At 68.4% G+C, this 26109-nt stretch carries 29 protein-coding genes; 8 read left to right on the top strand and 21 right to left on the bottom strand.

The window, feature by feature from the left end; translation table 11 throughout:
- Positions 1-3: 3 nt before the first annotated feature.
- Complete coding sequence (locus NC7_RS07070; protein ID WP_067981232.1) at positions 4-363, bottom strand: DUF4254 domain-containing protein; 360 nt, start codon at positions 361-363, stop codon at positions 4-6.
- Positions 364-750: 387 nt separating this feature from the next.
- On the opposite strand from NC7_RS07070, the gene NC7_RS07065 reads away from it, so the two are divergent.
- Positions 751-1632: a helix-turn-helix domain-containing protein gene (locus tag NC7_RS07065; protein ID WP_067980575.1), complete on the top strand. Its 882-nt coding sequence runs from the start codon at positions 751-753 to the stop codon at positions 1630-1632.
- Between the two features lie 6 nt (positions 1633-1638).
- On the opposite strand, the gene NC7_RS07060 is transcribed toward NC7_RS07065, so the two are convergent.
- The 3 genes from NC7_RS07060 to NC7_RS07050 form a co-directional block, all read right to left on the bottom strand.
- The gene (locus NC7_RS07060; RefSeq protein ID WP_067980572.1) at positions 1639-2460 is read right to left on the bottom strand and encodes an alpha/beta fold hydrolase; all 822 of its coding nucleotides are present in this window, start codon (positions 2458-2460) and stop codon (positions 1639-1641) included.
- 57 nt (positions 2461-2517) lie between these two features.
- A complete protein-coding gene (locus NC7_RS07055) occupies positions 2518-2982 on the bottom strand; it encodes a DUF4254 domain-containing protein (RefSeq protein WP_236573380.1) in 465 nt (154 codons plus the stop codon).
- Between the two features lie 130 nt (positions 2983-3112).
- Positions 3113-4459: a TIGR03118 family protein gene (locus NC7_RS07050; RefSeq protein WP_236573382.1), complete on the bottom strand. Its 1347-nt coding sequence runs from the start codon at positions 4457-4459 to the stop codon at positions 3113-3115.
- Positions 4460-4573: 114 nt separating this feature from the next.
- Here NC7_RS07050 and NC7_RS07045 point away from each other — a divergent pair, with 114 nt between their 5' ends.
- Both NC7_RS07045 and NC7_RS07040 read left to right on the top strand, forming a co-directional pair.
- Positions 4574-5071 carry a peroxynitrite isomerase gene (locus tag NC7_RS07045; protein ID WP_067980569.1) on the top strand — a complete coding sequence of 166 codons (498 nt, stop codon included), beginning with the start codon at positions 4574-4576 and terminating at the stop codon, positions 5069-5071.
- A gap of 211 nt (positions 5072-5282) precedes the next feature.
- Positions 5283-5474 (top strand): hypothetical protein, encoded by a 192-nt coding sequence (locus tag NC7_RS07040; RefSeq protein ID WP_067980567.1) that lies wholly within the window; start codon positions 5283-5285, stop codon positions 5472-5474.
- On the opposite strand, the gene NC7_RS07035 is transcribed toward NC7_RS07040, so the two are convergent.
- The 5 genes from NC7_RS07035 to dxr all read right to left on the bottom strand — a co-directional run bounded on the left by NC7_RS07035 (position 5468) and on the right by dxr (position 12126).
- A complete protein-coding gene (locus NC7_RS07035) occupies positions 5468-7258 on the bottom strand; it encodes a penicillin-binding transpeptidase domain-containing protein (RefSeq protein WP_067980561.1) in 1791 nt (596 codons plus the stop codon). The genes NC7_RS07040 and NC7_RS07035 overlap by 7 nt on opposite strands.
- A 65-nt stretch (positions 7259-7323) precedes the next feature.
- A complete protein-coding gene (locus NC7_RS07030; RefSeq protein WP_373861235.1) occupies positions 7324-8178 on the bottom strand; it encodes a GNAT family N-acetyltransferase in 855 nt (284 codons plus the stop codon).
- 80 nt (positions 8179-8258) lie between these two features.
- Positions 8259-9413, bottom strand: coding sequence for a flavodoxin-dependent (E)-4-hydroxy-3-methylbut-2-enyl-diphosphate synthase (gene ispG / locus NC7_RS07025; protein WP_067980559.1), 1155 nt, complete (start codon positions 9411-9413; stop codon positions 8259-8261).
- Positions 9414-9627: 214 nt separating this feature from the next.
- Positions 9628-10824, bottom strand: coding sequence for a M50 family metallopeptidase (locus NC7_RS07020; RefSeq protein WP_067980556.1), 1197 nt, complete (start codon positions 10822-10824; stop codon positions 9628-9630).
- A gap of 108 nt (positions 10825-10932) precedes the next feature.
- Complete coding sequence (gene dxr, locus NC7_RS07015) at positions 10933-12126, bottom strand: 1-deoxy-D-xylulose-5-phosphate reductoisomerase (protein WP_236573384.1); 1194 nt, start codon at positions 12124-12126, stop codon at positions 10933-10935.
- 95 nt (positions 12127-12221) lie between these two features.
- Between dxr and NC7_RS07010 the strand changes: the two genes are divergently transcribed.
- Complete coding sequence (locus tag NC7_RS07010) at positions 12222-12491, top strand: DUF2631 domain-containing protein (protein ID WP_067980547.1); 270 nt, start codon at positions 12222-12224, stop codon at positions 12489-12491.
- A 54-nt stretch (positions 12492-12545) separates the two neighbouring features.
- Here the strand turns inward: NC7_RS07010 and NC7_RS07005 are convergent, their stop codons facing one another.
- The 5 genes from NC7_RS07005 to rlmN all read right to left on the bottom strand — a co-directional run bounded on the left by NC7_RS07005 (position 12546) and on the right by rlmN (position 18031).
- On the bottom strand, positions 12546-13505 hold the full coding sequence (locus NC7_RS07005) for a LysR family transcriptional regulator (protein WP_067980544.1): 960 nt from the start codon (positions 13503-13505) through the stop codon (positions 12546-12548).
- Positions 13506-13548: 43 nt separating this feature from the next.
- A complete protein-coding gene (locus tag NC7_RS07000; RefSeq protein WP_084458092.1) occupies positions 13549-14679 on the bottom strand; it encodes a serine/threonine-protein kinase in 1131 nt (376 codons plus the stop codon).
- Positions 14680-14764: 85 nt separating this feature from the next.
- The gene (locus NC7_RS28390) at positions 14765-16357 is read right to left on the bottom strand and encodes a serine/threonine-protein kinase (RefSeq protein WP_084458090.1); all 1593 of its coding nucleotides are present in this window, start codon (positions 16355-16357) and stop codon (positions 14765-14767) included.
- Between the two features lie 70 nt (positions 16358-16427).
- Entirely contained in the window at positions 16428-16850 is a 423-nt protein-coding gene (locus NC7_RS06990; RefSeq protein WP_067980541.1) for an uL11 family ribosomal protein, read from the bottom strand.
- 71 nt (positions 16851-16921) lie between these two features.
- Positions 16922-18031, bottom strand: a complete 1110-nt coding sequence (rlmN, locus tag NC7_RS06985) for a dual-specificity RNA methyltransferase RlmN (protein ID WP_067980537.1) — start codon at positions 18029-18031, stop codon at positions 16922-16924.
- 101 nt (positions 18032-18132) lie between these two features.
- On the opposite strand from rlmN, the gene NC7_RS06980 reads away from it, so the two are divergent.
- A complete protein-coding gene (locus tag NC7_RS06980; RefSeq protein ID WP_067980534.1) occupies positions 18133-18501 on the top strand; it encodes a LapA family protein in 369 nt (122 codons plus the stop codon).
- Positions 18502-18504: 3 nt separating this feature from the next.
- On the opposite strand, the gene NC7_RS06975 is transcribed toward NC7_RS06980, so the two are convergent.
- The 6 genes from NC7_RS06975 to NC7_RS28960 all read right to left on the bottom strand — a co-directional run bounded on the left by NC7_RS06975 (position 18505) and on the right by NC7_RS28960 (position 23482).
- Positions 18505-19404: a phosphatidate cytidylyltransferase gene (locus NC7_RS06975; protein ID WP_067981228.1), complete on the bottom strand. Its 900-nt coding sequence runs from the start codon at positions 19402-19404 to the stop codon at positions 18505-18507.
- A 116-nt stretch (positions 19405-19520) separates the two neighbouring features.
- Entirely contained in the window at positions 19521-20078 is a 558-nt protein-coding gene (gene frr, locus NC7_RS06970; RefSeq protein ID WP_067981227.1) for a ribosome recycling factor, read from the bottom strand.
- 49 nt (positions 20079-20127) lie between these two features.
- Complete coding sequence (gene pyrH / locus NC7_RS06965; protein WP_067496264.1) at positions 20128-20856, bottom strand: UMP kinase; 729 nt, start codon at positions 20854-20856, stop codon at positions 20128-20130.
- Positions 20857-21074: 218 nt separating this feature from the next.
- Positions 21075-21899 (bottom strand): translation elongation factor Ts, encoded by an 825-nt coding sequence (gene tsf / locus NC7_RS06960; protein WP_067980531.1) that lies wholly within the window; start codon positions 21897-21899, stop codon positions 21075-21077.
- A 256-nt stretch (positions 21900-22155) separates the two neighbouring features.
- Entirely contained in the window at positions 22156-23037 is an 882-nt protein-coding gene (gene rpsB, locus NC7_RS06955; RefSeq protein WP_067980528.1) for a 30S ribosomal protein S2, read from the bottom strand.
- 259 nt (positions 23038-23296) lie between these two features.
- Positions 23297-23482, bottom strand: coding sequence for a hypothetical protein (locus NC7_RS28960; RefSeq protein WP_157101874.1), 186 nt, complete (start codon positions 23480-23482; stop codon positions 23297-23299).
- Positions 23483-24080: 598 nt separating this feature from the next.
- On the opposite strand from NC7_RS28960, the gene NC7_RS06950 reads away from it, so the two are divergent.
- From NC7_RS06950 to NC7_RS06940, 3 genes are all read left to right on the top strand, one after another.
- Positions 24081-24278, top strand: coding sequence for a hypothetical protein (locus tag NC7_RS06950; protein ID WP_157101873.1), 198 nt, complete (start codon positions 24081-24083; stop codon positions 24276-24278).
- 11 nt (positions 24279-24289) lie between these two features.
- The gene (locus NC7_RS06945) at positions 24290-24826 is read left to right on the top strand and encodes a M23 family metallopeptidase (protein ID WP_067980522.1); all 537 of its coding nucleotides are present in this window, start codon (positions 24290-24292) and stop codon (positions 24824-24826) included.
- A gap of 66 nt (positions 24827-24892) precedes the next feature.
- Positions 24893-25399, top strand: a complete 507-nt coding sequence (locus tag NC7_RS06940; RefSeq protein ID WP_067980518.1) for a DUF1990 domain-containing protein — start codon at positions 24893-24895, stop codon at positions 25397-25399.
- Between the two features lie 18 nt (positions 25400-25417).
- Here the strand turns inward: NC7_RS06940 and NC7_RS06935 are convergent, their stop codons facing one another.
- Positions 25418-25786, bottom strand: a complete 369-nt coding sequence (locus NC7_RS06935) for a GatB/YqeY domain-containing protein (RefSeq protein ID WP_067980516.1) — start codon at positions 25784-25786, stop codon at positions 25418-25420.
- Between the last annotated feature and the right edge of the window lie 323 nt (positions 25787-26109).

Here is a 26109-nt window from a genome sequence, read left to right as displayed (position 1 = left end):
CCCCTACTGCTCGGGCAGCCTGCGCCGCCCACCGATCACATCGGTGACGAGGTCGGTGTAGCCGTCGACCAGTTCGGCGAGGTGATACCAGTGCTTGTGTGTGCTGTCGCTGCGCGCGCCGTCGAGGTCGATGGCCTGGTTGGCATCGACCCAACTGCGCGCCATCCGGTCGACGACAGCACCGAGACTCTCGGTGTGCAGCGACGCGCCCGCCCGATTCACCGGAATCTCGGCGACGATCCAGTCGTTGATGTCGTCGACGAGTTCTCCCCGACGGCAATCTATTTCGGCGATCAATGCGGCGTCACGCACCTGTGCCCGCCGTTCGTGCAGTTCGGCGAGCGCGTGCGCCGATCGCAACAATTCGCGATCCTGGAAACGCCGCCCCTGGAAGGCGCACAACAATTGTGGCGCCGTCGGCAGTACCCCACTCATCACCGGCGCGCTCATCGCAACGCCCCGAATTCACCCGACACCCAAGATTTGTCTACCAACATGATTGGCTCTCGATTCGGTTATCCCGGTCTTCTGTTCGGCTTGCTCGCAACCAGGCTAACTGGATCATGCTCGCTCACAACGGGAAACGCAAGATTGCGTTGTCACTCATGCAGTAAAGCCGCCCTGACGGAACCACCGGTCACATGACCGCACGCGAACAGGCCGACCGGCATTCTTTCCCGAACCCGTGACAGCATGGACGAGCAGCGCAATAATGCGATTCACGTAGCGCGCCACAGGCGAAGGGGCACCATGGCAGGCAAGCGAACCACTCTCACCGTCCGGCTTCGCAGGCTCGCCGCGATGCTTCGTGAGCTGCGCGAATCCGCCCAGCTCAGCAAAGAGGACGTGAGCGCGCGCACGGGCATCAACGTGACGACCCTGTACCGCATCGAAATGGCACAGGCGCGCCCACAGCGGCGAACTCTCAGCGCGATGCTCGACCTGTACCAGGTGAGCGACAAAATGCGCGAGGAGGCCATGAGCCTGCTCAGCGACGCGCTCAAACCGGGTATGTCCCACGCGTACGAGGGCGCGTTGTCGGAGGTCTACGCCACCTACATCAACTTCGAGGCGGAAGCACTTTCGGCACGTCAGTACCAGACTTCAACCGTTCCGGGACTTTTGCAGACCTTCGAATACGCGGCGGCGGTGATCGACACGTCGATGCCGCGCCTCGACGCCTCGGTGATGGAGAGCCGGGCGAAGGCACGCATGGACCGCGCCGTCAACCTCACGAAGGACGATCCGCTCGAGCTGTGGGTCGTGATGGACGAGGCGGCCATCCGCCGAGTGGTCGGCGGGCCGGTGACCATGGTCGGCCAGCTCGACCGGCTGCTGGAGGAAACCAAGCGCAAGAACGTGATCCTGCAGGTCCTGCCGTTCGAGGCGGGCGCGCATCCCGGCATGGCTGGCTCGTTCACCCTGCTCGACTTCCGCAATCCCGTCGACCCCGAACTGGTGTACGTGGAGAGCATGTCCGTCCACGACCTGGTCGAAGGCCATTCGGAGATCCGCCGGTTCGGCGTGATCTTCGACCAGTTACGGGCCATGGCGCTGAGCCCGCGTGATTCCGCCGCGCTGATTCAGCGGGCGCGCGACGAGATCGCGGCCAAGATCGATCCGGGACGGTAGCCGCTTTCACACGGTGAGCAGGTCGGCGACCAGGGCGAGGACCTCGGGTGCGAGGAGGTCGTCCAGGGTCGCGTCGACGGCGTGGCCCCTCACCGGGCCGAAGCGTCGCCGATTCCGCAGCGCGGCATCGGCGTCGGGCCGGTCGCGCTCGGGAACGACGAGGACGAGTTCGCCGGGCAGGTGCTGCGGGCGATGGGTTGCCGCCGCGCGGGTCAGGGCATCGGCGTGATCGATCAGGTTGCGCAGCTCGGCACCGGTCATGGCGATCGTGCGCGCGAGTGAGTCGGCGAAGTCGGTCGCTATCGTGTCGGTCGCTATCGTGTCGGTTTCCGAGTTCGGTGCGCCGCCTTCTTCGTCGACGATCAGCCGCTCGGTGAACCTCCGTGGGGTCGTCGTTGTCAGCTGTCCGGCGTCGAGATCGGAGCCGAGGAGGACAACCCGGACAACCTGCTCGTCCTCCCTCAGCCGCACCGCCATCTCCTGGGCGACGAGGCCGCCCACCGACCAACCGAGCAACTGATACGGCCCCGTCGGGACGATCCGGCGGATCTCGGCCAGGAAATGCCGCGCGTACTCCTCGATCGTCGGCAAGCTCACGACCGTCTGCAACCCGTAGACCGGAATCTCGGGTGCGAGATGGGCCAGCAGACCGGCGAACGGCCACGCCAGACCCGCCTCACCGGCCACACAGAACAGCGGTGTGCCGTCGACCCGATCGGCGCGCGGACGGATCGGCAGCACGGTCGACAGCGCGGCGGTCGGTCGTGCTTCAGCGTACACCTCGCGGGACCACTCACAGGTCCCCGCCTGCTCCTCGTCTGTGCGCACAACAAAGGGTACGTCGTACGAAAAGCCCTACCGAGCCGATGATTTCGGGGGCATCGATCAGTGGACCACTACGGGAAGACAGCGGGAACCTGCCCACAGCTCGTCGATCAGGCACTGATAGCTCTCGGCGAGGGCGTCGAGCCGGACCCATTCGTCGTAGAACTCGGCGTCGGGGGCGTCGACCAGCGTGACGAACAGGCGCACACTGTGGGCGGCGAGCCGGTCCACGAGCATGCCGAGGGTTTCGCAGTGCTCGGCCGCGATGACCGACGGCAGCGGGGCGGCCAGGATCACCCAGCGGTCGATCGCGCGCATCAACTGCGCGCGGCGGCGGTCGATCCCGACCGCCTCGAACGCCGGGGTGCGGTCACGCACCTGATGCAGCACGGCGAGCTCGGCCGCGGCATGCAGCACCGGGTGGTAACCCTCGGACAGTCCACGGAAGGCGGCGAGCATCAGCTCACGCCCGGGCAACCTGGTTCGGTCGACCGAAAACCGCGTCTCACAGCGCATCACCGTCATCTGGCACCTCCGGCTCGGCCACCCCGGCAAACACTCCGCCACCACTGTCCCCTACCGCAGTGCCAAACGGAAGCGAACAGGCCAGGCGGACATTCGGGTTGTCCTGTTCGCCTGGTGTGGTGCCCTCGCGCTACAGCGCCCGCAGACTGCCGAACAGGCCGTCCTTCTCGTCCCGTGGACCTGCCGTGAAGTACAGGGCGTTCGCGTCGCCCGCGCTCTCACCGTTGCCGAACGCCAACGCCCACAGTCCCTCGATCCGCACCGGCTCGCCTTCTCGGTCGCGCAGGTAGTCGACGAAGGTTCCGGTGGTGTCGTCGTAGGCGAGCACCCGGCCGAGGCCACCGGAGTTGCCGATCAGCAACTTGCCCGAGAGTGCGCCGAAATTCGACGGCGCGATCGTCACGGCCCAGGGGGCGTTGAGGCGACCGCCGTCGTCGATGATGCGCACGAGCTTGCCCGCGGCATCGAATTCGGCGACCTTGCCCTTGTCCGGGGTGCCGTCGGCCGCGTCGTCGGCCTCGGCGGCGAGCGAGACCTCCTCGCCCTTGTCGAATGCCTCGGGGTCCTTCGGGTCGGCCTTGGTCACGGCATAGGAGACGAACACCCGGCTGCCGACGGTGGTGACGTTGAACGGTGCCGGGTCGCCGGGTACGGCCTTGTTGCCCTTCTCGGGAGTGGCGGGGTCGATGGGCTTTCCGGTGGCGAACGGGTTGGCGAAACCGGTGGTCGCCACCGGCTGCCAGAACTTGTCGAAGGTGCGGATCTGCGGGTCGGCGCCGAAGTCGGCGGCGAGGAGTCTGTCACCGGACGGGGCCAGCGCCAGCCCGAGGAACGACATGCCCTGAGCCGCACCGTCGAAGACCTGGTTCGCGCCACCGTTGCGCCGGATGACGGCGCCGTCGGGTGCCTGCTCGGTCCAGGCGTCGATCTTGCCGGAATCGGTGGCGACGATGAATCGCGCCGAACCGCCGAGCGGGACCGGCATCCCGTTCAGATCCACCCACTGGTCGCGCACCACGAACAGATCGGAATTGACCGGGGCGGGGTTGAACACCACACCGGTCGTCTTGCCGACCGATTTGTCGGACGGGTCGGCATCGGCGCCGGGAATCGCGACGGACTCGAATTGGTCCCTGGTGAGTTTCCGCAGTGTGGGATCCGTCGATTCGCTGACGTCACCGAGGAACTGGAACGACTTGCCGCCCGCACCGACCCAGAAATGCCCGCCCGCGCCCTTGGGCCGGTTGGCCAGGCCCCAGGCGTCGACCATCTCGGCGATGGTGAACTGGGCGTGATAGGAGTCGGAGCTGGCGGCCAGATCCGTCTGGCTGTACCGGTTGCCGTCGAGGGCGGCGACACCGTCGCCCGCCGGTTCGGTGCTCGAGCACGCGGCCGCGACCAATAACACCGCGCCGAGAACCGCACCGCGCACCGGCCCGGACAGCACCCGGCGGGTGCCCCTCACATGTCCGTTCAACGTTCATTCCTTTCGACCTCCGCCGGACGGCGTTCAGGCGACGCTGACCTTATCCCGCCCCGTGTGGCGGTGTGCCGTGAACATGGCTGTGCCGACAGGTCTAGGCTGTCGCGCGTGGTCGAACCAAGCGCGCCCATCGCCCCGCATCCCGCCGTCGCCGCTCTCGCGCCGCTGCTCGGTACCTGGCGCGGGCGAGGTCACGGTGAGTATCCGACCATCGCCCCCTTCGACTACGTCGAGGAGATCACGTTCGGCCATCTCGGCCGCCCGTTCCTGACCTACCGGCAGCGCACGAGGTCCGGCGACGACGGCCGACCGCTGCACGCGGAGACGGGTTATCTGCGTGCCCCGGCCCCCGGCAAGGTGGAACTGGTACTCGCCCACCCCACCGGAATCACCGAGATCTGCGAGGGCACACTCACCGAAACCGTCGACGGAATTCGACTCGAATTGAATTCGACGAATATCGGGGTGAGCGGGTCGGCGAAATCGGTGACGGCCGTCGGTCGTTCATTCCATGTGACCGGCGACACGATCGAGTACACCCTGCGGATGGCCGCCGTCGGCGAATCCCTGCAGCACCACCTGAGCGCGACCCTGCAACGTGCGTGACAATGCAATTTCATTTGCACATGCCCGCTGAGCAGCATGTTCGATCGTCGGGGCGGATCGTCACGGTCGGATAGCGATTTCATTCGAACACGCCCGCACATATGGCAACAATTGTGTGTCGCTTGCTCCTGCCGCCTGTCGCCGGGCGCTCCAGCGTTCTACGGTTCTCCCATTCGGAACAACGTCGAAACCCTGGACGAGGGAGACGAATATGAGCCGTTCCACCCTGATTTTGACCACTGCTGGAATGATTCTCGGCGGTGCCATGGCCATCGATCTGCTCGACGCCCGAGTCCAATCCGCGCCGCCCAAACCGGCTCCCGGCTATGAAGTGGTCCACCGTGACGCGGTCGAACACACCGACAAGGACTCCTCCGTCGTCCCGCCGTATCGCGCTCAGTAGCCCGGCGGCAGTGCCGCGAACATGTCACGGGTGACGGCCACCGCGTTGTCGGAACTGCCGCCCTTGACCAGCAGGGTGGCGAAGGCGATATCACCTCGGTAGCCGACGAACCACGAGTGCGAGCCGCCCTCGACCTCGGCCTCACCGGTCTTGCCGTACACCTCGCCCTGATCCCGGATGCGTTCGGCGGTACCGCCGGTGACGACCATCCGCATCATCTCGCGCAGACCCGCGACCACCTCGGGCGCGAGTTCGGGCCGGTCCCCGACGATCTCGGTCGGCCTGCCCGCGATCAGATACGGCACCGGCGCCGACCCGTGCGCCACCGTGGCCGCCATCAGCGCCATCCCGAACGGACTCGCCACCACCCGGCCCTGTCCGATGCCGTCCTCGGCGCGTTGGACCAGCCCTTGCGCGGGCGGCACCGACCCCGACAACGTCGGCAACCCGGCCACCCGATAGTCCTGGCCGATCCCGAGGCGGGCGGCGGCCTGGGTGAGGGCGTCGGGTTCGAGCCGACTGGCCAGCCCGGCGAAGGTGGTGTTGCAGGAACGTTCGTAGGCGGTCGCCATCGGCACGTTGCCCACGGAGAAGAGGTTGTAGTTGGGAATCGTCCGCTCGCCGATGGTTGTCCGGCTCGGGCAGGGCAGCACCGTCTCCGGGGTGGCGATGCCCGCCGCCATCGCCGCCGACGCCGTCACCGTCTTGAAGATCGAGCCGGGCGGGTACTGACCGCTGGTGGCCACCGGACCGTCCCGGTCGGCGGCCTTGTTCTGGGCCACCGCGAGGATCGCGCCGGTCGAGGGCCGCAGCACCACCATCATCGTCTGCTCGGTGCGCAGATCGACCGCGTGCTGCGCCGAATTCTGCACGAACCGGTCGATACTCAGTGCGAACGACGGCGCGGGTTGGGCCGGGACCTCGTGCAGCACATCGAGATCCGCGCCGTTGGCATTGCGGGTCACCACACTCCACCCCGCCTTGCCGTCGACCTCGGCGATCACGGTCTTGCGGACCTGGGTGAGCAGGTCGGGGGCGAACTTGCGGTCGGTGGGCACCATGTCCCACTCCTGGGTGAGCGTCACACCCGGCAGGCCGATCAGGTGTCCACCGAGCGTCTCGGCCTCGTACTCGCTGAGCAGGATGACCGTGTACGCCCCATCGGCTGTGCGCGCGGCCGCGAGGATGGCCTGCGGGGTGTAGGCCACCGGGTCGATGCGGCTCAACGCACCCGCCAGCGCACCCGCGACCCGCTCGGGGTCGGGGGCGTCGGCGACGGTGAACCGCACCCGCGACACCTTGCCGGGCACGAGCACGTCGCTGCCCGCCGACTCGTTGACGCGCGCGCGGGGCGCGGGCTGCGTTCGCAGTTCCAGGGTTTGGGTGTCGCCGAGTTTGGGATGGATGTCGGTCGAAGTCCACCGCACGAGCCAGCGGCCCTCGCTGCGACCCATCTGCAGCTCGCCCGTGTAGGTCCACCGCCTGCCCTTGGGCAGCGTCCACTCGTAGGTGTAGTCGACGGTGGCGGTGTCGCCAGCGACGCGCGCGTCGCCGGTGCGGACGGTCAGCTTCTCGGCCTGCAGGGCGTCCCAGGTGGAAGCGAGTGCGGCCGTGGCCTTCTCGGGCGCGGTCGTCAGGCCGCCCGCGGTGACCAGGTCGCGGTCGGCCAGTGCCTCGGCGAAATCCTGTGCGGCGGGCACCGGTCCCTGCGGTCCCGCCGCACACGCGCCCGAGGACAACGCGAGCGCGAGCACCGCACAGGTGGTGAACATCCGAGTCCTCATCGGCACAGATGGTAACGGCGATTTCGACGCCGACCACGCAACAACGCCGGGTCAGCGGCGGGAAACTAGTCGACGAGAACGGTGGCGAAGGTGGCGATCTGACGGAAACCCACACGGCTGTAAGCACGTCGGGCGATCTCGTTGTAGTCGTTCACGTACAGGCTGGCCGTACGACCCGTCGACACAACGGCATTCGCGACGGCGGCCGTGCCCGCCGTCCCCACCCCGGCACCGCGATGCTCGGGGTGTACCCACACGCCCTGGATCTGGCCGGTGCGCCGCGACAACGACCCGATCTCGGCCTTGTACACCACTTCACCGTCGTCGAAACGTGCCCAGGCCCGGCCGGATTCGATGAGACTCTTGATGCGGCGGCGGTACCCGCGCCCGCCGTCGCCCGCGCGCGGGTCGATGCCGACCTCCTCGATGAACATCGAGATGGCGGCGGTGAGGTAGCGGTCGATCTCGTCGGGGCGCACCCGCCGCACGGCGCCGTCCGGGCGGGCGAGGGCGGGCCGGGCCAGCGCGAGCAGCGGCTGGTCGGCGCGTAACTCCCGGGCCGGACCCCAGGTCGGTGACAGCATCTCCCACAGCGGCAGCGCCAACTCCTGCCTGCCGACCACCGAGGAACACACGCGCGGCCATCGGGTCGCCCGGTCGGCGAACGCACGAAGGGCCTGCTGGTCGCCGCGCAGCGGGACCAGGTTCGCGCCGGAGAAACACAGCGAGTCGGCCGGACCGCCGCGACTCCACAGCTCACCGACTCCGGACCGGGTGTCGAGGCCGAATTCCTGGACTCGGGCCGCGATCATGCACGAGGCGACCGGGTCGGCATCGAGGACTCGCAGCACCTCGGCCAGGTCCCGCACGGTCACCGGACGCGCGGGGGTGGCCTTGGACCGTCGCGTCGGCTCCAGCAGACTCCGCACGGCACCAGCCTGCCACGAAAGCGGGCGCAGTGGTACGGGTCGGGGTGAATCCGTCGCCGGACTGTGAGGGATCAGCCCGCGGTGACCACCGGCTGGGTGCCCGGCTCGGTGCCCATCTCCTCGGCGATGCGCATCGCCTCCTCGATCAGGGTCTCCACGATCTGCGCCTCCGGCACGGTCTTGATGACCTCACCCTTGACGAAGATCTGTCCCTTGCCGTTGCCCGAGGCCACCCCGAGATCGGCTTCGCGCGCCTCGCCCGGACCGTTCACCACACAGCCCATCACCGCGACACGCAACGGGACCTCGAGCCCGTCGAGACCGGCGGCGACCGCGTCGGCCAGCGTGTACACGTCGACCTGGGCGCGCCCACACGACGGGCACGACACGATCTCGAGCTTGCGGGGGCGCAGGTTGAGCGACTGCAGGATCTGGCCGCCGACCTTCACCTCCTCGGCGGGCGGCGCCGACAGCGAGACGCGAATCGTGTCGCCGATGCCCTCGCTGAGCAGCGCGCCGAAGGCGACCGCGGACTTGACGGTGCCCTGGAACGCCGGGCCCGCCTCGGTGACACCGAGGTGCAACGGGTAGTCGCTGCGCGCGGCGAGCTGCCGGTAGGCCTCGACCATGACGACCGGGTCGTTGTGCTTGACCGAGATCTTGATGTCGCCGAAGCCGTGGTCCTCGAACAGGCTCGCCTCCCACAGCGCCGACTCGACCAACGCCTCGGGGGTGGCTTTGCCGTACTTCTCCATCATCCGCTTGTCCAGCGAACCGGCGTTCACACCGATGCGGATCGGGATGCCCGCCGCGCCCGCGGCCTTGGCCACCTCGCCGACACGGCCGTCGAATTCCTTGATGTTGCCTGGGTTCACGCGCACGGCGGCGCAACCGGCGTCGATGGCGGCAAAGATGTAGCGGGGCTGGAAGTGGATGTCGGCGATCACCGGGATCTGTGACTTCTTGGCGATGGTTGCCAGGGCGTCGGCGTCTTCCTGCCTCGGGCACGCCACACGCACGATGTCGCATCCCGAGGCGGTGAGTTCGGCGATCTGCTGCAGGGTGGCGTTCACGTCGTGGGTCTTGGTGGTCGTCATCGACTGCACCGAGATGGGATGGTCACTGCCCACGCCGACAGTGCCGACCATGAGCTGACGGGTCTTGCGCCGTGGTGCGAGAACAGCAGCGGGAGCGGCGGGCATCCCCAATCCGATGGTGCTGGTCACGGTCGGCTGCCTTCTTCCTACGGATCTCGAATCGACCTGGGCTGATTGCTTCCGAGCTTAGTCGCGTGCCTCGACACGGCCGTGTGAGGGGCACAACACGAGCCGGTGTGCGGCCGCCTCGATCTGGACTGACCAGAGGGTGCGACGAAGGAGTGCCTGGCGGGAGGGAAGATCGAGGAAACAGGCCGCACACTCGCGGCGCCAGCCGCCGAATTCACGGTAGGCGAATGGGGTTGACGATGTCGGCGGCGAGGGTGAGCAGCATGAACGCACCGCCGATCACGACCGCCACGTAGGTCACGGGGAGCAGTTTCAGGTAGTCGACGGGACCGGCGGGCGCCTTGCCACGCCAGGAGCGCACCACGTCGCGCACCTTCTCGTAGAGCACCACCGCGATGTGCCCGCCGTCCAGCGGCAGCAAGGGCAGCAGGTTGAACGCGCCGAGGAAGAAGTTCAGGCTGGCCAGCACCAGGATGAACATGCCCCACAGTCCACGCTCGGCGGTCTCGCCACCGATGCGGCTCGCGCCGTACACGCTGACCGGGGTCTCCGGGTCACGCTCACCGCCGGTGACCGCCTCCCACAGCGCCGACACCTTCTGCGGCATCTTGGCCAGCGACTTCACCGTCTCGACGAAGAAGTCACCGGTGAACACGATAGTCGCCGGGATCGCCTCGAGCACGCCGTACTGCTGCGGCTCGGCGAAATCGGGGCCGACACCGACCGCGGACACCTCGCGGGCCGGGCCCTCCTTGGGCGAGCGCAGCACCCGCTCGGGGGTCACGGGGACGGTGAGCGTCTCGCCGTCGCGTTCGATGGTGTAGGTGAAGGTGCCGGTCTGCTTCTGGGTTTCGGCCTGGAACTGGGCCCAGGTGGTCACCTCGACACCGTTCACGGCCTTCACGACGTCGCCGCGCCGCAATCCGGCGCGCTGGGCCGGACCGTCACCCGCGCACGGCGCGAGCTTCTTCTCGGGTGTCTCCTGTGCCACGCAGCTCATGGACCCGAGCGCGGTGGCGGGTGGCTGCTCGAGTTGCGGCAGGCCCCAGCCAACGGCAAGCACCACCAGCAGAATGAAGCCGAGCAGGAAGTTCATGGCGATGCCACCGAACATCACCACCAGCCGCTTCCAGGTGGACTGGCGATACATCGCGCGATCCACCTCTTCGGGCTCGAGCTCGTCCAGGGCCGTCATGCCCGCGATATCGCAGAAGCCACCCAGCGGCAGGGCCTTGAGGCCGTATTCGGTCTCGCCACGCCGGAACGAGAAGACGCGCGGCCCGAAACCGATGAAGTAGCGGCGCACTTTCATGCCGGTCGCCTGCGCCGCCCACATGTGTCCGCACTCGTGCAACGCGATCGAGATCGTGATACCGACGGCGAACAGGGCAAACCCGAACGCGAATACCATCTGGCCCCTTCTCTGGCTCCATCATTGCGGCTGGCGCCGCGGTTTCGGCCTCGTAACCCCGAATCCGAGGGGCGGCCGAAACGTGGGGGTCCCCGTGCCTCGGTCAGGTCAGGGCGTCGGTGCGTCGGCGACAGCCTCGGCGGCGAACTGCCTTGCCCAGCGGTCGGCCGCGAGGACGTCGTCCAGGTTATCGGGTTCGACGGTCCACCGGTCGGCGGCCTCGACCGCGCGGGTGACGGTGCGCACGATGTCCGGGAACCTGATCGCGCCGTCGAGGAAGGCCGAGACGGCGACCTCGTTGGCCGCGTTGTACACCGCGGTGACGCTGCCGCCCGCCTCACCGGCCTGCCGGGCCAGCCGCACGGCCGGGAAGACCGTGTCGTCGACGGGCTCGAACGTCCACGTCGAGGCCGTGCCGAAGTCGCAGGGCGTCGCCGCACGGGGCAGGCGGTCGGGCCAGCCGAGGGCCAACGCGATGGGCAGCTTCATATCGGGTGGGCTCGCCTGGGCGAGGGTGGAGCCGTCGGTGAAGGTGACCAGTGAATGCACGATCGACTGCGGGTGCACGGTGACATCGATGCGGTCGTAGGGCACCCCGAACAGCAGGTGCGTCTCGATCAGTTCCAGGCCCTTGTTCACCAGCGAGGCCGAGTTCAGGGTGTTCATCGGACCCATCGACCAGGTCGGATGCGTTTTCGCCTCGTCGGGATTCACCGATTCGAGCATCTCGGTGGTCCAGCCTCGAAACGGGCCGCCCGAGGCGGTGAGCACCAATCGGTCCACCTCCTCGGCGCGACCGCCGCGCAGACACTGCGCGAGGGCCGAATGCTCGGAGTCGACGGGGACGATCTGGCCGGGTGCGGCCGCCCGAGTCACCAGTGAACCACCGGCGACCAGTGACTCCTTGTTGGCCAGGGCCAGCCGGGTGCCCGCCTCGAGGGTGGCCAGGGTGGGTTCCAAGCCGAGTGAGCCGACCAGCGCGTTGAGCACCACGTCGGCCTCGGTGCGGCGCACGAGTTGGGTCACCGCGCCCGGCCCGCCCAGCTCCAGATCGAGACCGCAGGCGGCGGCCGGGTCGGCCACGGCGACATTGCGGGTACCGGTGGCGGCCATCTGCGCGGCGAGCAGCGCGGGGTTGCCGCCACGCGCGGCCAAGCCGACCACCTCGAAGCGGTCGGGGTTGGCCGCGATCACCTCTAACGCCTGGGTGCCGATCGAACCGGTACTGCCGAGGAGCAGCACCTTCACCCGGTCGGTCGACGTCGTAGTGCCGTGCGCGGCACGGGGTGCGTGGTGGGACACGGGCCCATTGTGGCAGGGCTGCTGGCTACGACGAACGGTCGTATGCCACGATATGCACACTCGCCCAACCAGAACTCGAGCCCTAAGGAGCGATCGTGGCCGCCACGGACCTCGAAAAAGCCAGCACCGAGCGCGCCGTCGCCACCAGCGTCGACCCCGCCGAGGTGCCCTCGGCAGCATGGGGCTGGAGCGGCGAGTCGCCCAAGACCTTCCGCATCGCCGGGTGGTTCGTCGTGATCGCCCTGCTCGGCATGACCATCGGCAACCACCAGGGACATGTCGAGGACATCTTCCTCATCGGGTTCGCCGGTCTGCTCGCGCTGGTCCTCGTCGTCGATTCGCTCACCAAGCGCATCCCGAGGTAGCACCGACGCCGATGCCTGCGGCCGCGATCCGATCGCGCCGCAGGCATTCTCGTGTCAGCGGCCGCGTCGCGCGCCGGGCTTGCGGCCGGTTTTCGCGGGCTTGCGCTGTGCCGCCGCCTTGGTCTGCTTCTTGGGCGCCTGCTTCTTCGGTGCGCGGTCGCGCTCCGGGCGGGCAGGTTCAGCGCCGCGCGAACTGTTGGCCGAGCGGCCGCGCACGATGCCGACGAATTCCTCGACCAGCTCCGACTCACCGTCGGCGGGCCAGGCCAGCGCGATCCGGGTGAACTCGGTGTCGCTGATCGGGCGGTACACCAGGTCGCGGCGATGGTGCAGGCGCGCGATCGACTGCGGCACGATCGCCACTCCACCGACGGCCGCGACCATCGCCAAGGCGTCTTCGGCCTGATCCAGATCGCCGCTGTCGTGGTGCTGTTCGTCGGTGAGGTCGGCCGGGCTCACCGTGTCGAGCAGCGACAACGCGTCGTCCTTGCGCACGACCGCGACCGGCGTCTCCTCCCACAGCGGGATCGCGTTCATCCCGGCCCGGTCCATCGGCAACCGCACGAAACACAGGTCGACCCGACCCTCGCGCAGCGCGTTCGCCTGCTCGCTCTGCGCGACGCCGAGCACCTCGAGTGGATGGTCCGGTAACCGCTCACCCCATACGCGCGCCCACTTCGACACCGTCACCCCGGGGACGAAGCCGACACGCAGACTCGCGGGCTCGTCCGGCTTCTGTTCACGCTGTGCCTGCTCGTCGGCACGGACCAGTTCCCGTGCGCGTTCGAGCAGGACCGCCCCGTCGTCGGACAGCTGGGTGGGCGAGGCGCCCGGCACGAACAGGCGCGTGCCGAGTTCGCCTTCCAGCTCGATCACCGTGGCGCTCAACGCTTGACGCGGAATCCGCAGCGCCTTCGCGGCCCGCGCGAAATGCAGTTCCTCGGCCACGGCGACGAAGCGACGCAACCGGGCGAGGTCGATGGAGTCGGCGGCGGTGACGTCGAAGTCGCTCATTCGGACCAGAATATGGCACGCGCCGAACGGCCCGGCGCGCCGATCACAGGTTCGACAACACCGCGATCAGCACCGCGATGCCGATCACGATGGCGAACACCACCAGCAACACCCCGACCATCGAACCCCAGCCACCGCCTGCGGGCGGCGGCGGAGGCGGCATCGGCGCACGCATCGCAGGCTGCGCCCAGGCGGCGGGAGTCGCAGGCCTCGGCGCCATCTGCGGAACCGGGGGCCTCGGGATCGCGGCGCCCGACGTGTTCACCGGCCGCATGGGCTGCATCCCGACGAACGGCTGCGCATGCGCCCCCGACGGTGGGCGGGCGATCGGACGGGCACCGGTGGTCCCCGTACGCAGGGCCCGCTGGGCGGCCTCGACGAACTCCTCGCAGGAGGTGAACCGGTCGGCGGGGCGCTTGGACAACGCGCGTGCCATCACCGCGTCCAGATTCGGTGGCAGACCGGCCCGGCGCGGGCTCACCGGCGGTGGCGGCGACTGCAGGTGCCCGGTGATGACCGCGGCCGGGCTCGGCGCCTCGAACGGGGCGGTGCCGGTGAGCAGGGTGTAGAGCGTGCAGGCCAGCGAATACTGGTCGGCGCGATGGTCGAGCGGGACACCGGTGAGTTGCTCGGGCGCCGCGTAGGCCAGGGTCGCGGTGAACGAGCCGGTCTCGGTGAGGTGACCGGAGTCGTCCCGCAGGCGCGCGATGCCGAAGTCGGTGAGGTACACCCGTTCCTGGCTGTTCGACCTGGCCAGCAGGATGTTGGCCGGTTTCACATCGCGGTGCAGCACACCCGCGCGATGCGCGAAATCCAGTGCGGCGGCGGTCTCCCGGATGATCTGCAACGCCCGATCCGGTGGCAACGTCGTCGGATCGAGCATCGATGCGTCGATCCCGTCGATGTACTGCATGCTGATCCACAGCTGGTCGTTCTCCACCCCGCGGTCGAACACCGTCACGATATTGGGGTGATCGAGTTGGGCGACCAGATCGGCTTCCCGCTCGAACCTGGCGCGGATCTCGGCGTCGGAGAACAGCTCCTGATTCAACAGTTTCAGCGCGGTCCACCTCGGCAGCCGAGGATGCCTGGCCAGATACACCGAACCCATCCCGCCGCGACCCAACTGCCGGTCGATCGTGTATCCGGCGAATACCGTCCCGTCAGAAACCATTCTGACCCCCGAATCTCGCTCGTCGTCCGACGCGCTGGACCCTACCAAAACGGTGTTCGTGCCGTCGCGGGCATCCGTGCGGTCGCTAGTTCATCGGGAAGTCCGTCAGTTCCCGGAGCAGCGCGGGCAGGTCCTGGTCGAGCAGATCCGAATCGCGCGAGAACAGGAACACCCAGCGTTCGCGGCCCGGGTCGGTGAACGTGGAGACGACCACGGTCATGGTGTAGGAATCCGCACCGTTCTGGTTCTTGCGGAACAGCGCCCGGTGGTCGTCGCTGCGGGTGCCCGAAGCTCCGCTGCCCACGTCTTTGGTCTCGCCCTCGAATCGGGTCACCGCGGCCTTGGCCGACTCCTCGGACGGGAACGCGTAGAAGGCGAATGTAGTCGCGTCGGGGTCGGCGGGTTTGCACGACCATTTGGCGTGTGCGTCCCGAAACGTCAGTTCCCACTGGAACTCGTTGCGCTTGGTCGTGTTGACGTAGGCCTCACAACTGCGGCCACCGGCACCGACTCCGGTGAGGTACGGGCTCGACCCCGACGCTCCGTCGGCGTCACCGGGTGGAAGCATCCGAGGGAACGCCGCCGACATCGCCGCGATGTCGCGATGGGCGCGGGAACGGTTGAGTATCTGCGACACCCACGTGCTCTCGTCCTGCCAGATCCAATACGAGGCCCCCGCGACGACCGCGAACACCGTCAGCAGGATCATCGCGACGACACCACGGGCTCGCCGCGGGGGCACCGGATAGTGCGCCATCATCGGCCTGACCGGCGGCGCGGGTACGGGCGACACGAACTGTCGCGGCACAGCGGCGGGACCGGCCCGATGCGCGAACACCGTCGGTTGCGCACCCGTTCCGGTGAGGGCCCGGCGAGCCGCGGCCGCGAATTCCGCACACGAGTCGAAACGGTCGGCCGGGCGCTTGGCCAGCGCCCGCGCCAGCACGGCGTCCAGGGCGACGGGCAGGTCCGGCCGGTGCCCGTGCACCGAGGGCGGTGGGGACTGCAGATGCCCCTGGATGACGAGCACCGGGTTCGTCGCCTCGTACGGTGCCCGGCCCGTGAGCAACGAGTACAGCGTGCACGCGAGCGAGTACTGGTCGGCGCGGTGGTCCAGCGGCGCGCCGGTGAGTTGCTCGGGGGACGCGAAAGCCAGGGTGGCGGTGAAGGTGCCGGTCTGGGTGAGGTGGTGGACGTCGTCGCGGGGCCGCGCGATACCGAAGTCGGTGAGCAGCACCCGCTCCGGGCCGTTGGCGTCGGCCAGCAGGATGTTGGCCGGTTTCACGTCGCGGTGCAGCACGCCGTTGCGGTGCGCGTGGTCGAGTGCGGCGGCGGTGCCCTCGATGATGTGCAGGGCGCGTGGGGCCGGGACCGGGTGCTCGATGGTTGCGGCGTCGACACCGTCGACGAACTGCATGCTGATCCACAGCCGTCCGTCGTCGACTCCCCGGTCGTACACGGTGACGATGTTCGGATGGTCGAGTTGTGCGGCGAGATCGGCTTCCCGCTCGAACCTGGCCCGGATCTCGTCGTCGGAGAACAGTTCCGGATTCAGCAGTTTGAGTGCGGTCTGGCGCGGCAGCCGAGGATGGCGGGCGAGGTACACCGACCCCATCCCGCCACGACCGAGCTGCCGTTCGATCGCGTACCCGGCGAAGACGTCCCCCGTCGCTAGCATGATCCCCCGTTGTCGCACCGATCGATTACCGATCCAACCTAGTGCAGACGACCGGGCGTCGGCGGCCGGGTCAGTCCTCCACCCGCACCCCCATCGACCGCGCCGTCCCGGCCACGATCCGCATCGCCGCGTCCACGTCGGTGGTGTTGAGGTCGGGCAGTTTGCGAATCGCGATACGGCGCACCTGGTCCCGACTGAGCGCCCCGACCGCCTTGTGCCCCGGTTGCGGCGAACCCGGTTGTCCGAGCGCGGCCCTGATGAGCGAGGCGGTCGGCGGCGTCTTGAGCCGCATCGTCCACCGTTTGCGGGCATCGATGGTGATGACGGCGGGGATGATCTCCCCGCGCCGATCCGCCGTCGCCGCATCGTATTTCCGTTTGACCTCGAACGGTGGGACACCGGTCGGCCCGAGCATCTTGCCGAGCGTCATCAGCGAGGCATTGCCCGCTTCGAGTTCGAGAGTGACTGTGACAGAGGCTGTTCCGCGCGCCATAGTCAACGATCTCGGACCCGCGCATCATTGCGGTCCCACGACGATAACGCCTGGGCCGCAACAGTTTCGGGTCAGCCCTCGGCGGCGAGCTGGCCGCAGGCCGCGGCGATCTCCTGGCCGCGCGTGTCACGCACCGTGCACGACACGCCCTGGGCGATCACCCGGCGCACGAACTCGCGCTCGACCGGCTTCGGACTGGCGTCCCATTCGCTGCCCGGGGTCGGGTTGAGCGGGATGAGGTTCACGTGCACCAGCGGGCCGAGGGCCTTGTGGAGCTTCTTGCCGAGCATGTCGGCGCGCCAGGGCTGGTCGTTCACATCGCGGATCAGCGCGTATTCGATCGAGACGCGGCGGCCGGACTTGTCGGCGTAGTAGCGGGCGGCGTCGAGCACCTCGGAGATGGGCCAGCGGTTGTTGACCGGAACCAGAGTGTCGCGCAGTTCGTCGTCGGGGGTGTGCAGCGAGACGGCCAGCCGCACCGACATGTCCTCGTCGGCCAGCTTGCGGATGGCGGGTGCCAACCCGACGGTCGAGACCGTCACCGAACGCTGCGAGATGCCGAGACCGTCGGGGGCGGGCGCGGTGATCCGGCGAACAGCGTTCACCACTCGCTTGTAGTTCGCGAGGGGCTCCCCCATGCCCATGAACACGATGTTGGACAACCGGCCGGGCCCACCGTGCACCTCGCCGTCACGCAGGGCGGCAGCCGCGGCGCGCACCTGGTCGACGATCTCCGCGGTCGACAGGTTACGGGTGAGGCCCGCTTGGCCGGTCGCGCAGAACGGGCAGGCCATGCCGCAGCCCGCCTGGCTCGAGATGCACAGCGTGTTGCGGTCCGGGTAGCGCATGAGCACGCTCTCGAGCAGCGTGCCGTCGTGGGCGCGCCAGAGGGTCTTGCGGGTGTCGCCCTCGTCGCAGGCCAGGTGGCGCACCACGTCCAGCAGCGGCGGGAACAGCGTCTCGCCCACCTTCTCACGCACGTCGGCGGGCAGGTCGGTCATCTGCGCGGGGTCGGACTGCAGGCGCCCGTAGTACTGGCGGGCCAGCTGGTCGGCACGGAACTTGGGCAGGCCGAGCTCCTGCACCGCGGCCTTGCGCTCGTCCGCGTCGAGATCGGCGAGGTGGCGCGGGGGCATACCGCGACGCGGGGCATCGAAGACGAGGGGCAGGGAGGTGGCCATAATTCCACCATTGTCCCAAACGCCGCGTCGCGGCCGCCACGCCGGTCGCTGTTATCGAGAAGATGCGTGCGCGAGTGATAGCCGTCGGCCATGATCGAGGCATGACCACCAACGCCGAATCCGGCGCCTCACCGGCCGAGCACGACCCGGCGTCCACCGGTCGCACCGACAAGTCGGACAAGCACGACCGGACCGTCGAACCGGTCGGCCGCGCCCGCGACGCGCTGCACGGGTCGCGCACCGGCTACACCTGGATCGGGTTGCTCACCGCGGCACTGCTGGGCATCGTGCTGCTTGTCTTCATCATCCAGAACCTCGACAAGGCCCGCGTGGAACTGTTGTTCTGGAGCTTCGAGCTGCCGCTCGGCATCACCGTGCTGCTGTCGGTGATCGCGGGTGCGCTGGTGATGGGCCTGCTCGGTAGCGTACGCATCCTGCAGTTGCGCCATGCCGCCAAGAAGCAGTCGTGACCGCTAGATCAGCGCGCTGAGCACCAGCCAGGACACGAACGCCGAAGGCAGCATCGAGTCGAGCCGGTCCATGATGCCGCCGTGGCCTGGCAGCAAGGTACCCATGTCCTTGATGCCGAGTTCGCGCTTGATCTGCGACTCGATCAGATCGCCGAGGGTCGCCACGACCACGAGGCCGACACCGAGCACCACACCGATCATCGAATTGGCCTCGAGCAGCAGCGTGACGGTGAGCAGGCCACCGATCACACTGAACACCAGCGAACCGCAGAACCCTTCCCACGACTTCTTCGGGCTGATCGCGGGCACCATCGGATGCCTGCCGAACAGCACACCCGCGACATAACCGCCCACGTCGGAGCAGACGACCAGGATCATGAACGTCAGCACCCGCAGGTTGCCGTCGGGTTCGAGCAGCAGCAGCGTCGAGAACGCCGCGAGCAGCGGGATCCACGACAGGGTGAAGACGGCGATCGCGGTGTCGCGCAGGAAGTTCTTCGGCGCGGTACTCAGGCCGTGATCGAACAGGCGCCAGACCATGCAGGTCAGCGCGGTCGCGGCGAACGCGCCGAGTACCCCGCTCGCGCCCCACGGCCAGCCGAGCCAGAACACCGCCTGCCCGCCGACCAGCAACGGGACACGCGGCACCAGGACGTCGGCTTCGCGCAGCCGCTTGGTGACCTCCCACATGGCCACGCCGACGCCGACACCGGCGACACCGATGAACACCTTCGGAACGAACAGCAGGATCGCGATCAGCGACAACCCGAGGCCCAACCCGACCGCCAGCGCCGCGGGCAGGTTGCGACCTGCCCGCGATGCCGGAGCCTGCGGCTGCGCCGCGGCACCGTCGGGTTCAACCCGCGCCGCGGCCGCGCCGGTCGCCTCGACCGTGTCCGGCATCGATTCCGGTTCCGGTGCCGCACCTGTGGCGGCGGCGTCTTCGGCCACGATTGTCCCGTCGCTCAACTCGTCGTTCCGTTCATCCCCCGCACAAGCGGGACTGGCGAGATCTGCGCTCAGACCTCGAGCAGTTCGGCTTCCTTGTGCTTGACCAATTCGTCGATCTGGCCCACGTACTTGGCGGTGGTCTTGTCGAGCTCCTTCTCGGCGCGCCCGACCTCGTCCTCACCCGCTTCGCCATCTTTCTGGATCCGGCTCAGTTCGTCCATCGCCTTGCGGCGGACGTTGCGGATCGAGACCTTGGCGTCCTCGCCCTTGCCCTTGGCCATCTTCACCATCTCGCGGCGCCGCTCCTCGGTGAGCTGCGGGACCGTGATGCGCAGGATGTCACCGTTGTTGGTGGGGTTCACGCCGAGATCGGAGTTGCGGATGGCGTTCTCGATCGGGCCGAGCTGGCTCTGCTCGTAGGGCTTGATCACCACCATGCGCGGTTCGGGCACGGTGATGCTGGACATCTGGGTGATCGGCGTGGGCGTGCCGTAGTAGTCGACCAGGACCCGGGTGAACATGCCCGGGTTGGCGCGCCCGGTGCGGATGCTGCCCAGATCGTCCTTCGCCACCGAGACGGCCTTCTCCATTTTCTCCTCGGCATCGAAGAGCGCTTCATCAATCACGACCGGTTCCTCCACAGCGTCGTCATCGTCATCGTCCGCGAGTGCGGGGTCAGGACCGAACCAAGGTGCCGATGTGTTCACCGGCCACCGCACGGGCAATATTGCCCTTGGTCAACAAATTGAACACCAGAATCGGCATCTGGTTGTCCATGCACAAACTGAAGCACGTGGCATCGGCCACCTTCAGGCCCTTCTCGAGAACTTCCTTGTACGTGATCTCGGTGTACATGCTCGCGTTCTTCTCCACGCGCGGATCGGCGTCGAAGACACCGTCGACAGCCTTGGCCATCAGCACCACGTCGGCGCCGATCTCGAGCGCGCGCTGCGCGGCCGTGGTGTCGGTGGAGAAGTAGGGCATGCCCATACCGGCGCCGAAGATCACCACGCGCCCCTTCTCCAGGTGTCGCTTGGCGCGCAGCGGGAGGTACGGCTCGGCGACCTGACCCATCGTGATGGCGGTCTGCACGCGCGTATCCACCCCCTGCTGCTGTAGGAAGTCTTGTAGCGCAAGGCTGTTCATCACGGTGCCGAGCATGCCCATGTAGTCGGAGCGGGCGCGCTCCATGCCGCGCTCCTCGAGCTCGGCGCCGCGGAAGAAGTTGCCGCCACCGATCACGACGGCCACCTGCACGCCGGTCTCGACGATCTCGGCGATCTGCTCGGCCACGGTCTGCACGACGTCGGGATCGAGCCCGACGCCACCGCCACCGAACATCTCCCCACCCAGCTTCAGCAGCACCCGGCGATATCCAGGGCGGTCGTTACCCGGGTCGGTCATGGGTGTTCGTCTCCTTCGGCGAGGTGAGATCGGTTCGAACTGCGGCGCGCGGAGCAGGCCGCACAGCAAGGCAGAGCGGCATCCATCCTGCCTTATCCGGTTACCGCCACCACACAAGACCCCCTTGCGCGCAACCCGCGCCCGGTCGGTCCGCACGGCGGCGGCACACGGCAAAACGCCCCCGATGCTGAGCGCATCGGGGGCGTCGGGTGGCCTGATCAGGCCTGGCCGACCTCGAAGCGCGCGAAACGCTTCACGGTCGCGCCTGCGTCCTCCAGAAGGGCCTTGACGGTCTTCTTGGAGTCGGTGACGGCGGCCTGCTCGAGCAGCACGACGTCCTTGAAGAAGCCGTTGACGCGGCCTTCGACGATCTTCGGCAGCGCGGCGTCGGGCTTGCCCTCTTCACGCGCGGTCTGCTCGGCGATGCGACGCTCGTTCTCGACGACGTCGGCGGGCACCTCGTCGCGGGTCAGGTACTTGGCCTTGAGGGCGGCGACCTGCATACCGGCGGCGCGCGCGGCCTCGGCGGCGGCGTCGCCGTCACCCTCGTACTCGACCAGCACGCCGACGGCGGGCGGCAGGTCCGAGGCACGCTTGTGCAGGTAGGTGGCGACCGGGCCGTCGAAGGACACGACGCGACGCAGTTCCAGCTTCTCGCCGATCTTGGCGGCGAGCGCCTGCACGGCCTCGTCGACGGTGCTGTTGTCCAGCTTCAGCGCCTTCAGGGCGTCCAGATCGGCCGGCTTGGCAGCGGCGGCCGCGGTGACGATCGCGTCGGCCAGCTCCTGGAACTCCGCGTTCTTGGCGACGAAGTCGGTCTCGGAGTTGATCTCGATCATGACGCCGTCCTTGGCGATGACCAGGCCCTCGGCGGTGGCGCGCTCGGCACGCTTGCCGACATCCTTGGCGCCCTTGATGCGCAGGACCTCGACGGCCTTGTCGAAATCGCCGTCGGTCTCGGCCAGCGCGTTCTTGCAGTCCATCATGCCGGAGCCGGTGAGCTCACGGAGCCGCTTCACGTCAGCAGCGGTGTAGTTCGCCATCGGGGGCGAGCCTCCTGTGTCTTTGGCGGCTGGCGCCGCGGGGTTTCTCGGCCCGGGGGGCCTCGATCTTCCCTCCCGGCGGGTACTCCTTCGTCGCACCCTCTGGTCAGTCCAGATCGAGGCGGCCGAGAAACCCAGGGAAAGCGAGCGTTCTCGGCCGGGGCCAGGCAAGTTGTTCTTCGGTATCTAGGCCACCTTGCCGACCTCGTCTGAATTCAGACGGGTCGGCAAGGTGAACAGTGTGCTACCGATCAGCTCAGAAGTCGGCCGGGGTGTGCTGGGCCGGGTCGGCCTTCACCTCGGCGGCGGCTTCGGCCGGGGTCTCGGCGGCCGGGGCCTCGGCGGCGGGAGCGTCGGCGGCCGGAGTCGCCTGAGCCAGCAGCTCCTGCTCCCACTCGGCGAGGGGCTCGCCTGCACCGGCCTCGGGCTTCGAGTCGCCGGAAGCGCGGCCCGCACGGGCCTGCACGCCCTCGGCCACCGCGGAGGCGACGACCTTGGTGAGCAGCGCGGCGGAACGGATCGCGTCGTCGTTACCCGGGATCGGGTAGTCGACCAGGTCGGGATCGCAGTTGGTGTCCAGGATCGCGATGACCGGGATGTTCAGCTTGCGGGCCTCGCCGACGGCGATGTGCTCCTTGTTGGTGTCGACGACCCAGATGGCCGAGGGCACCTTGGCCATGTCGCGGATACCACCGAGGGTGCGGTCCAGCTTGGTCATCTCACGCGTGAGCATGAGGATTTCCTTCTTGGTGCGACCCTCGAAGCCACCGGTCTGCTCCATGGCCTCGAGCTCCTTCAGGCGCTGCAGGCGCTTGTGGACGGTCGAGAAGTTGGTGAGCATGCCACCCAGCCAGCGCTGGTTGACGTAGGGCATCCCGACGCGAGTCGCCTCGGCCGCGATCGACTCCTGGGCCTGCTTCTTGGTGCCGACGAAGAGGACGGTGCCACCGTGGGCGACGGTCTCCTTGACGAACTCGTAGGCCTTGTCGATGTAGGTCAGCGTCTGCTGCAGGTCGATGATGTAGATGCCGTTGCGGTCGGTGAAGATGAACCGCTTCATCTTCGGGTTCCACCGACGAGTCTGGTGCCCGAAGTGCGCGCCGCTGTCGAGCAGCTGCTTCATGGTTACGACAGCCATAGCTCCCGTACTCTCTTTCGTTGCCGGTTGTCGCAGCCGATCGGCGATCGACTGCCCTGGCGCCACCGAAACCACCGGACCCGATTCGCTGAATCGGGACCAGCCGGAGATTTCACTGTTCATCCGCTGGAGAACTCGCGCTGACATGCCCTCTCGGACCGTCCGCGTTGCGAGCGACGACCGGATGGACGAGCACGGGTGGCGCGCGAAGTCGGTCCGTGCCGTGCACACGTGTTGCTGCTGAGCACAAACCGCTTGTTCAGTCTACGCGGCGCCGGGCCAAGGCCGAAATCGCCCCGCTCGTCGACCGGGAACTTCGGTGCTGAAATGCGCGATATCCACATGTGCCGACGTTGTCCACATTCGGGAAATCGTTGTCCCGCTCCGGGATCGCGAGCTCGACAGTTGATGCCATGAACACATCGACGCGCATCCTGATCGTCACCTTCCCCCTCCTCTGCGCGGTGGGGGTCGCGGCACCGGCCGCCGGGCACCCGGGCCCGGTGTGCGCGGGGCCGGTACTCGCGCAGCCACCGAGCCATGGGCAAGTGATTCTTCCGCCGTCGCGGGCGGCGGTCCCCGGATCGGTGCCGATCGCGCCGCCATCGCCTGGCGAAAGAATCGCGCCCGTGCCCGCCGATGCCGGGGTGATCGTGGTGCCGATCGCGCCACGGCCAAGTGGTGGCCGCGCCGTCAGTGGGCAGGTCGGTGCCGACGGCGGGAACGACGCCGCCGGGCGACCGGTTGTCGGCGCAGCGGCGGGAGGTGTCGGCGCCGACAAATCGGGGGCCGGTGGGGTGGGTGGGCCGGTAGGAGGCGACGTCGGAGATCATGCTGCGAGTCGGCCGTGTGCCGCTGTCGGCGCCGGGGCCGCGGGAGGCCTCGATCGGCGGGGTTCGGTGGTATGTGGCGGTCCTGGAGGTCCGGCCGAAGGCGGCGTGCCGGTGCAGCGACCTGGTCCCTGCGGTGAAGCGCCGATTCTGCGACCCGGGCAGGTTCCGCAGGGGTTGTTGGTTCCGGTCCCGGTTCAGGTCCGTGTTTCGGTGCACGACCTCGGATCGGCGGCACCGGCTCAGCAGCGGGGCAGGCCGGGACAGTCGCGCGGTTCGGAGCCCGAGCTCGAGATCCGCCTGCGCGCACGCGGCGGGAGTGGTTCGGCGGCTGAACTGCCCGCGGCCCTGCGTGAGCTCGCGCGCGTGCTGCTGCCGCAGCGTGTGCCCGCGCCACGCCCTCATCGCTGAGGTGCTCGACAATGGCGAGCCGGATCCGATCGCATGCCTGGATTTCGGGCACCGTTCTCGTACTGACGGTGATCATGACCGGGGCGGCGCCGGTCGGAGCCGCCGAGACCGGACCGTTCGGCTGGCCGCTGCGCCCGCGACCGACGGTGGAGCGGCCTTTCGACAAGCCGGAGCACAATTGGCTGCCGGGTCATCGCGGGGTCGACCTCGCTGGTACCGACGGGCAGTCAGTTCTCGCGGCGGGCGACGGAATCGTCGTCTTCGCGGGCACTGTCGCGGGCAAACCGGTGGTGTCGATCGATCACGAGGGCGGCTTGCGCACCACGTACGAACCGGTGCGGGCGCACGTTTCGGTGGGCGCCCGGGTGCACCGCGGCACCCCCATCGGCACCCTGGTTGCCGGACACGATGGTTGCCCGGCCCCGGCCTGTCTGCACTGGGGTGTGCGCCGCGAATCCAGCATCCACAGCCGCCGCGAGTACATCGACCCCTTGGGTCTCCTGCACGAGGTCCCGGTGCGCCTCAAACCCCTGGATCCGGCAGTGTGACCTCGACGACCCGGTACCTCACCGCGTCGGATCGCGACCACAATCGATACTGTGCCCGCAGACTCGATGCCCTTCACCTACCCCGATGTCGGCGCCACCCGCGCGCCCACGCTGCCCGCCGGTTACCACCGGTTCCGGCTCCGGCGCCCGATCGGACACGGTCGCGACCTGTTCGATCGCGCCGCGAGTCATGTCCTCGGCTTCGGAATGCAGAAGGGTGTCGGCATCTTTCAGCGTGCCAACACCGAAACAGCCCGGGAAGGAACCGAACTGATGGTGCGGCTGGGTGCCGGACCATTCGGTATCGACGCGCCGTGCCGGGTGGTCTATGTGCTCGACGATCCGAACCGTAGGGGGTTTGCCTACGGCACGTTGCCAGGGCATCCCGAACGGGGTGAGGAATTGTTCGCGGTCGAATACGACCCGGCCGATGACACGGTGTATGGACTGATCACGGCGTTTTCGACACCGGCCGCCTGGTACACCCGTCTCGGCGGGCCGATCGCGCGACTGGCTCAACGCTGGTTCGCCCACCGCTACCTCCGGACGTTGCCCAGTGGAACCGTGAGGTGAGCCGATCGGCCCGGATGTTCAGAGGAACGCGCTGAGTACGTCGGCTTCGGTGGTCACCTGGTCGCGCTGGTCCACCGCCCCGAGGCGGTCGTATTCCCCTGCGGTGATGCGCCTTTCGTTGATCTCGCGCCGGACGATCTCGACGACGTCGTCCTCGGTGAGTTCGCGGCGGCGGACCTCGGCGGCGCCGAGACCGACGGCGCTGCCTTCCAACGCCCCGGCTCGCACATCGCCGATGTCGACCGCTTCGGCGTTGTCGATGGCGGCCAGCGCCGATCGCAGTGCCGAGATCGCGCCGCGGTCCCTGGCTTTCATCGCGGTCTTCAGTGCGGTGCGCAGACTGTCCCGCAGCGTGACAACGGGCTGGTTCGACGATCCTGCGGTCATGGGTTCCGACTCTAATTCGCGACTCGGTGCCCGTCGATCGAATACCGCGATATCGCGGGCTCGAGCACGGCTCGCCGGTGGCGGTGCCCGGTCGCGGATGGCGGTGCCCGGTCGCGGATGGCGGTGCCCGGTCGCGGATGGCGGTGGCCGGTGGCCGGTCGCGGGTAGCCGGTCACGGGTGGCGGTAGCCGGTGGCCGCTCGCGGGTAGCCGGTGGCCGCTCGCGGGTAGCCGGTCGCCGGTGGCGGTAGCCGGTGGCCGGTCGCGGTGGCGGGTAGCCGCTCGCGGGTGGCGGGTAGCCGCTCGCGGGTAGCGGTAGCCGCT

It is taken from the genome of Nocardia caishijiensis NBRC 108228, assembly GCF_001612825.1.
In the GTDB taxonomy this organism is placed as follows: domain Bacteria; phylum Actinomycetota; class Actinomycetes; order Mycobacteriales; family Mycobacteriaceae; genus Nocardia; species Nocardia caishijiensis.
The sequence above is the reverse complement of the archived record's forward strand: the minus strand, read 5'-3'. Positions and strand labels throughout refer to the sequence as shown.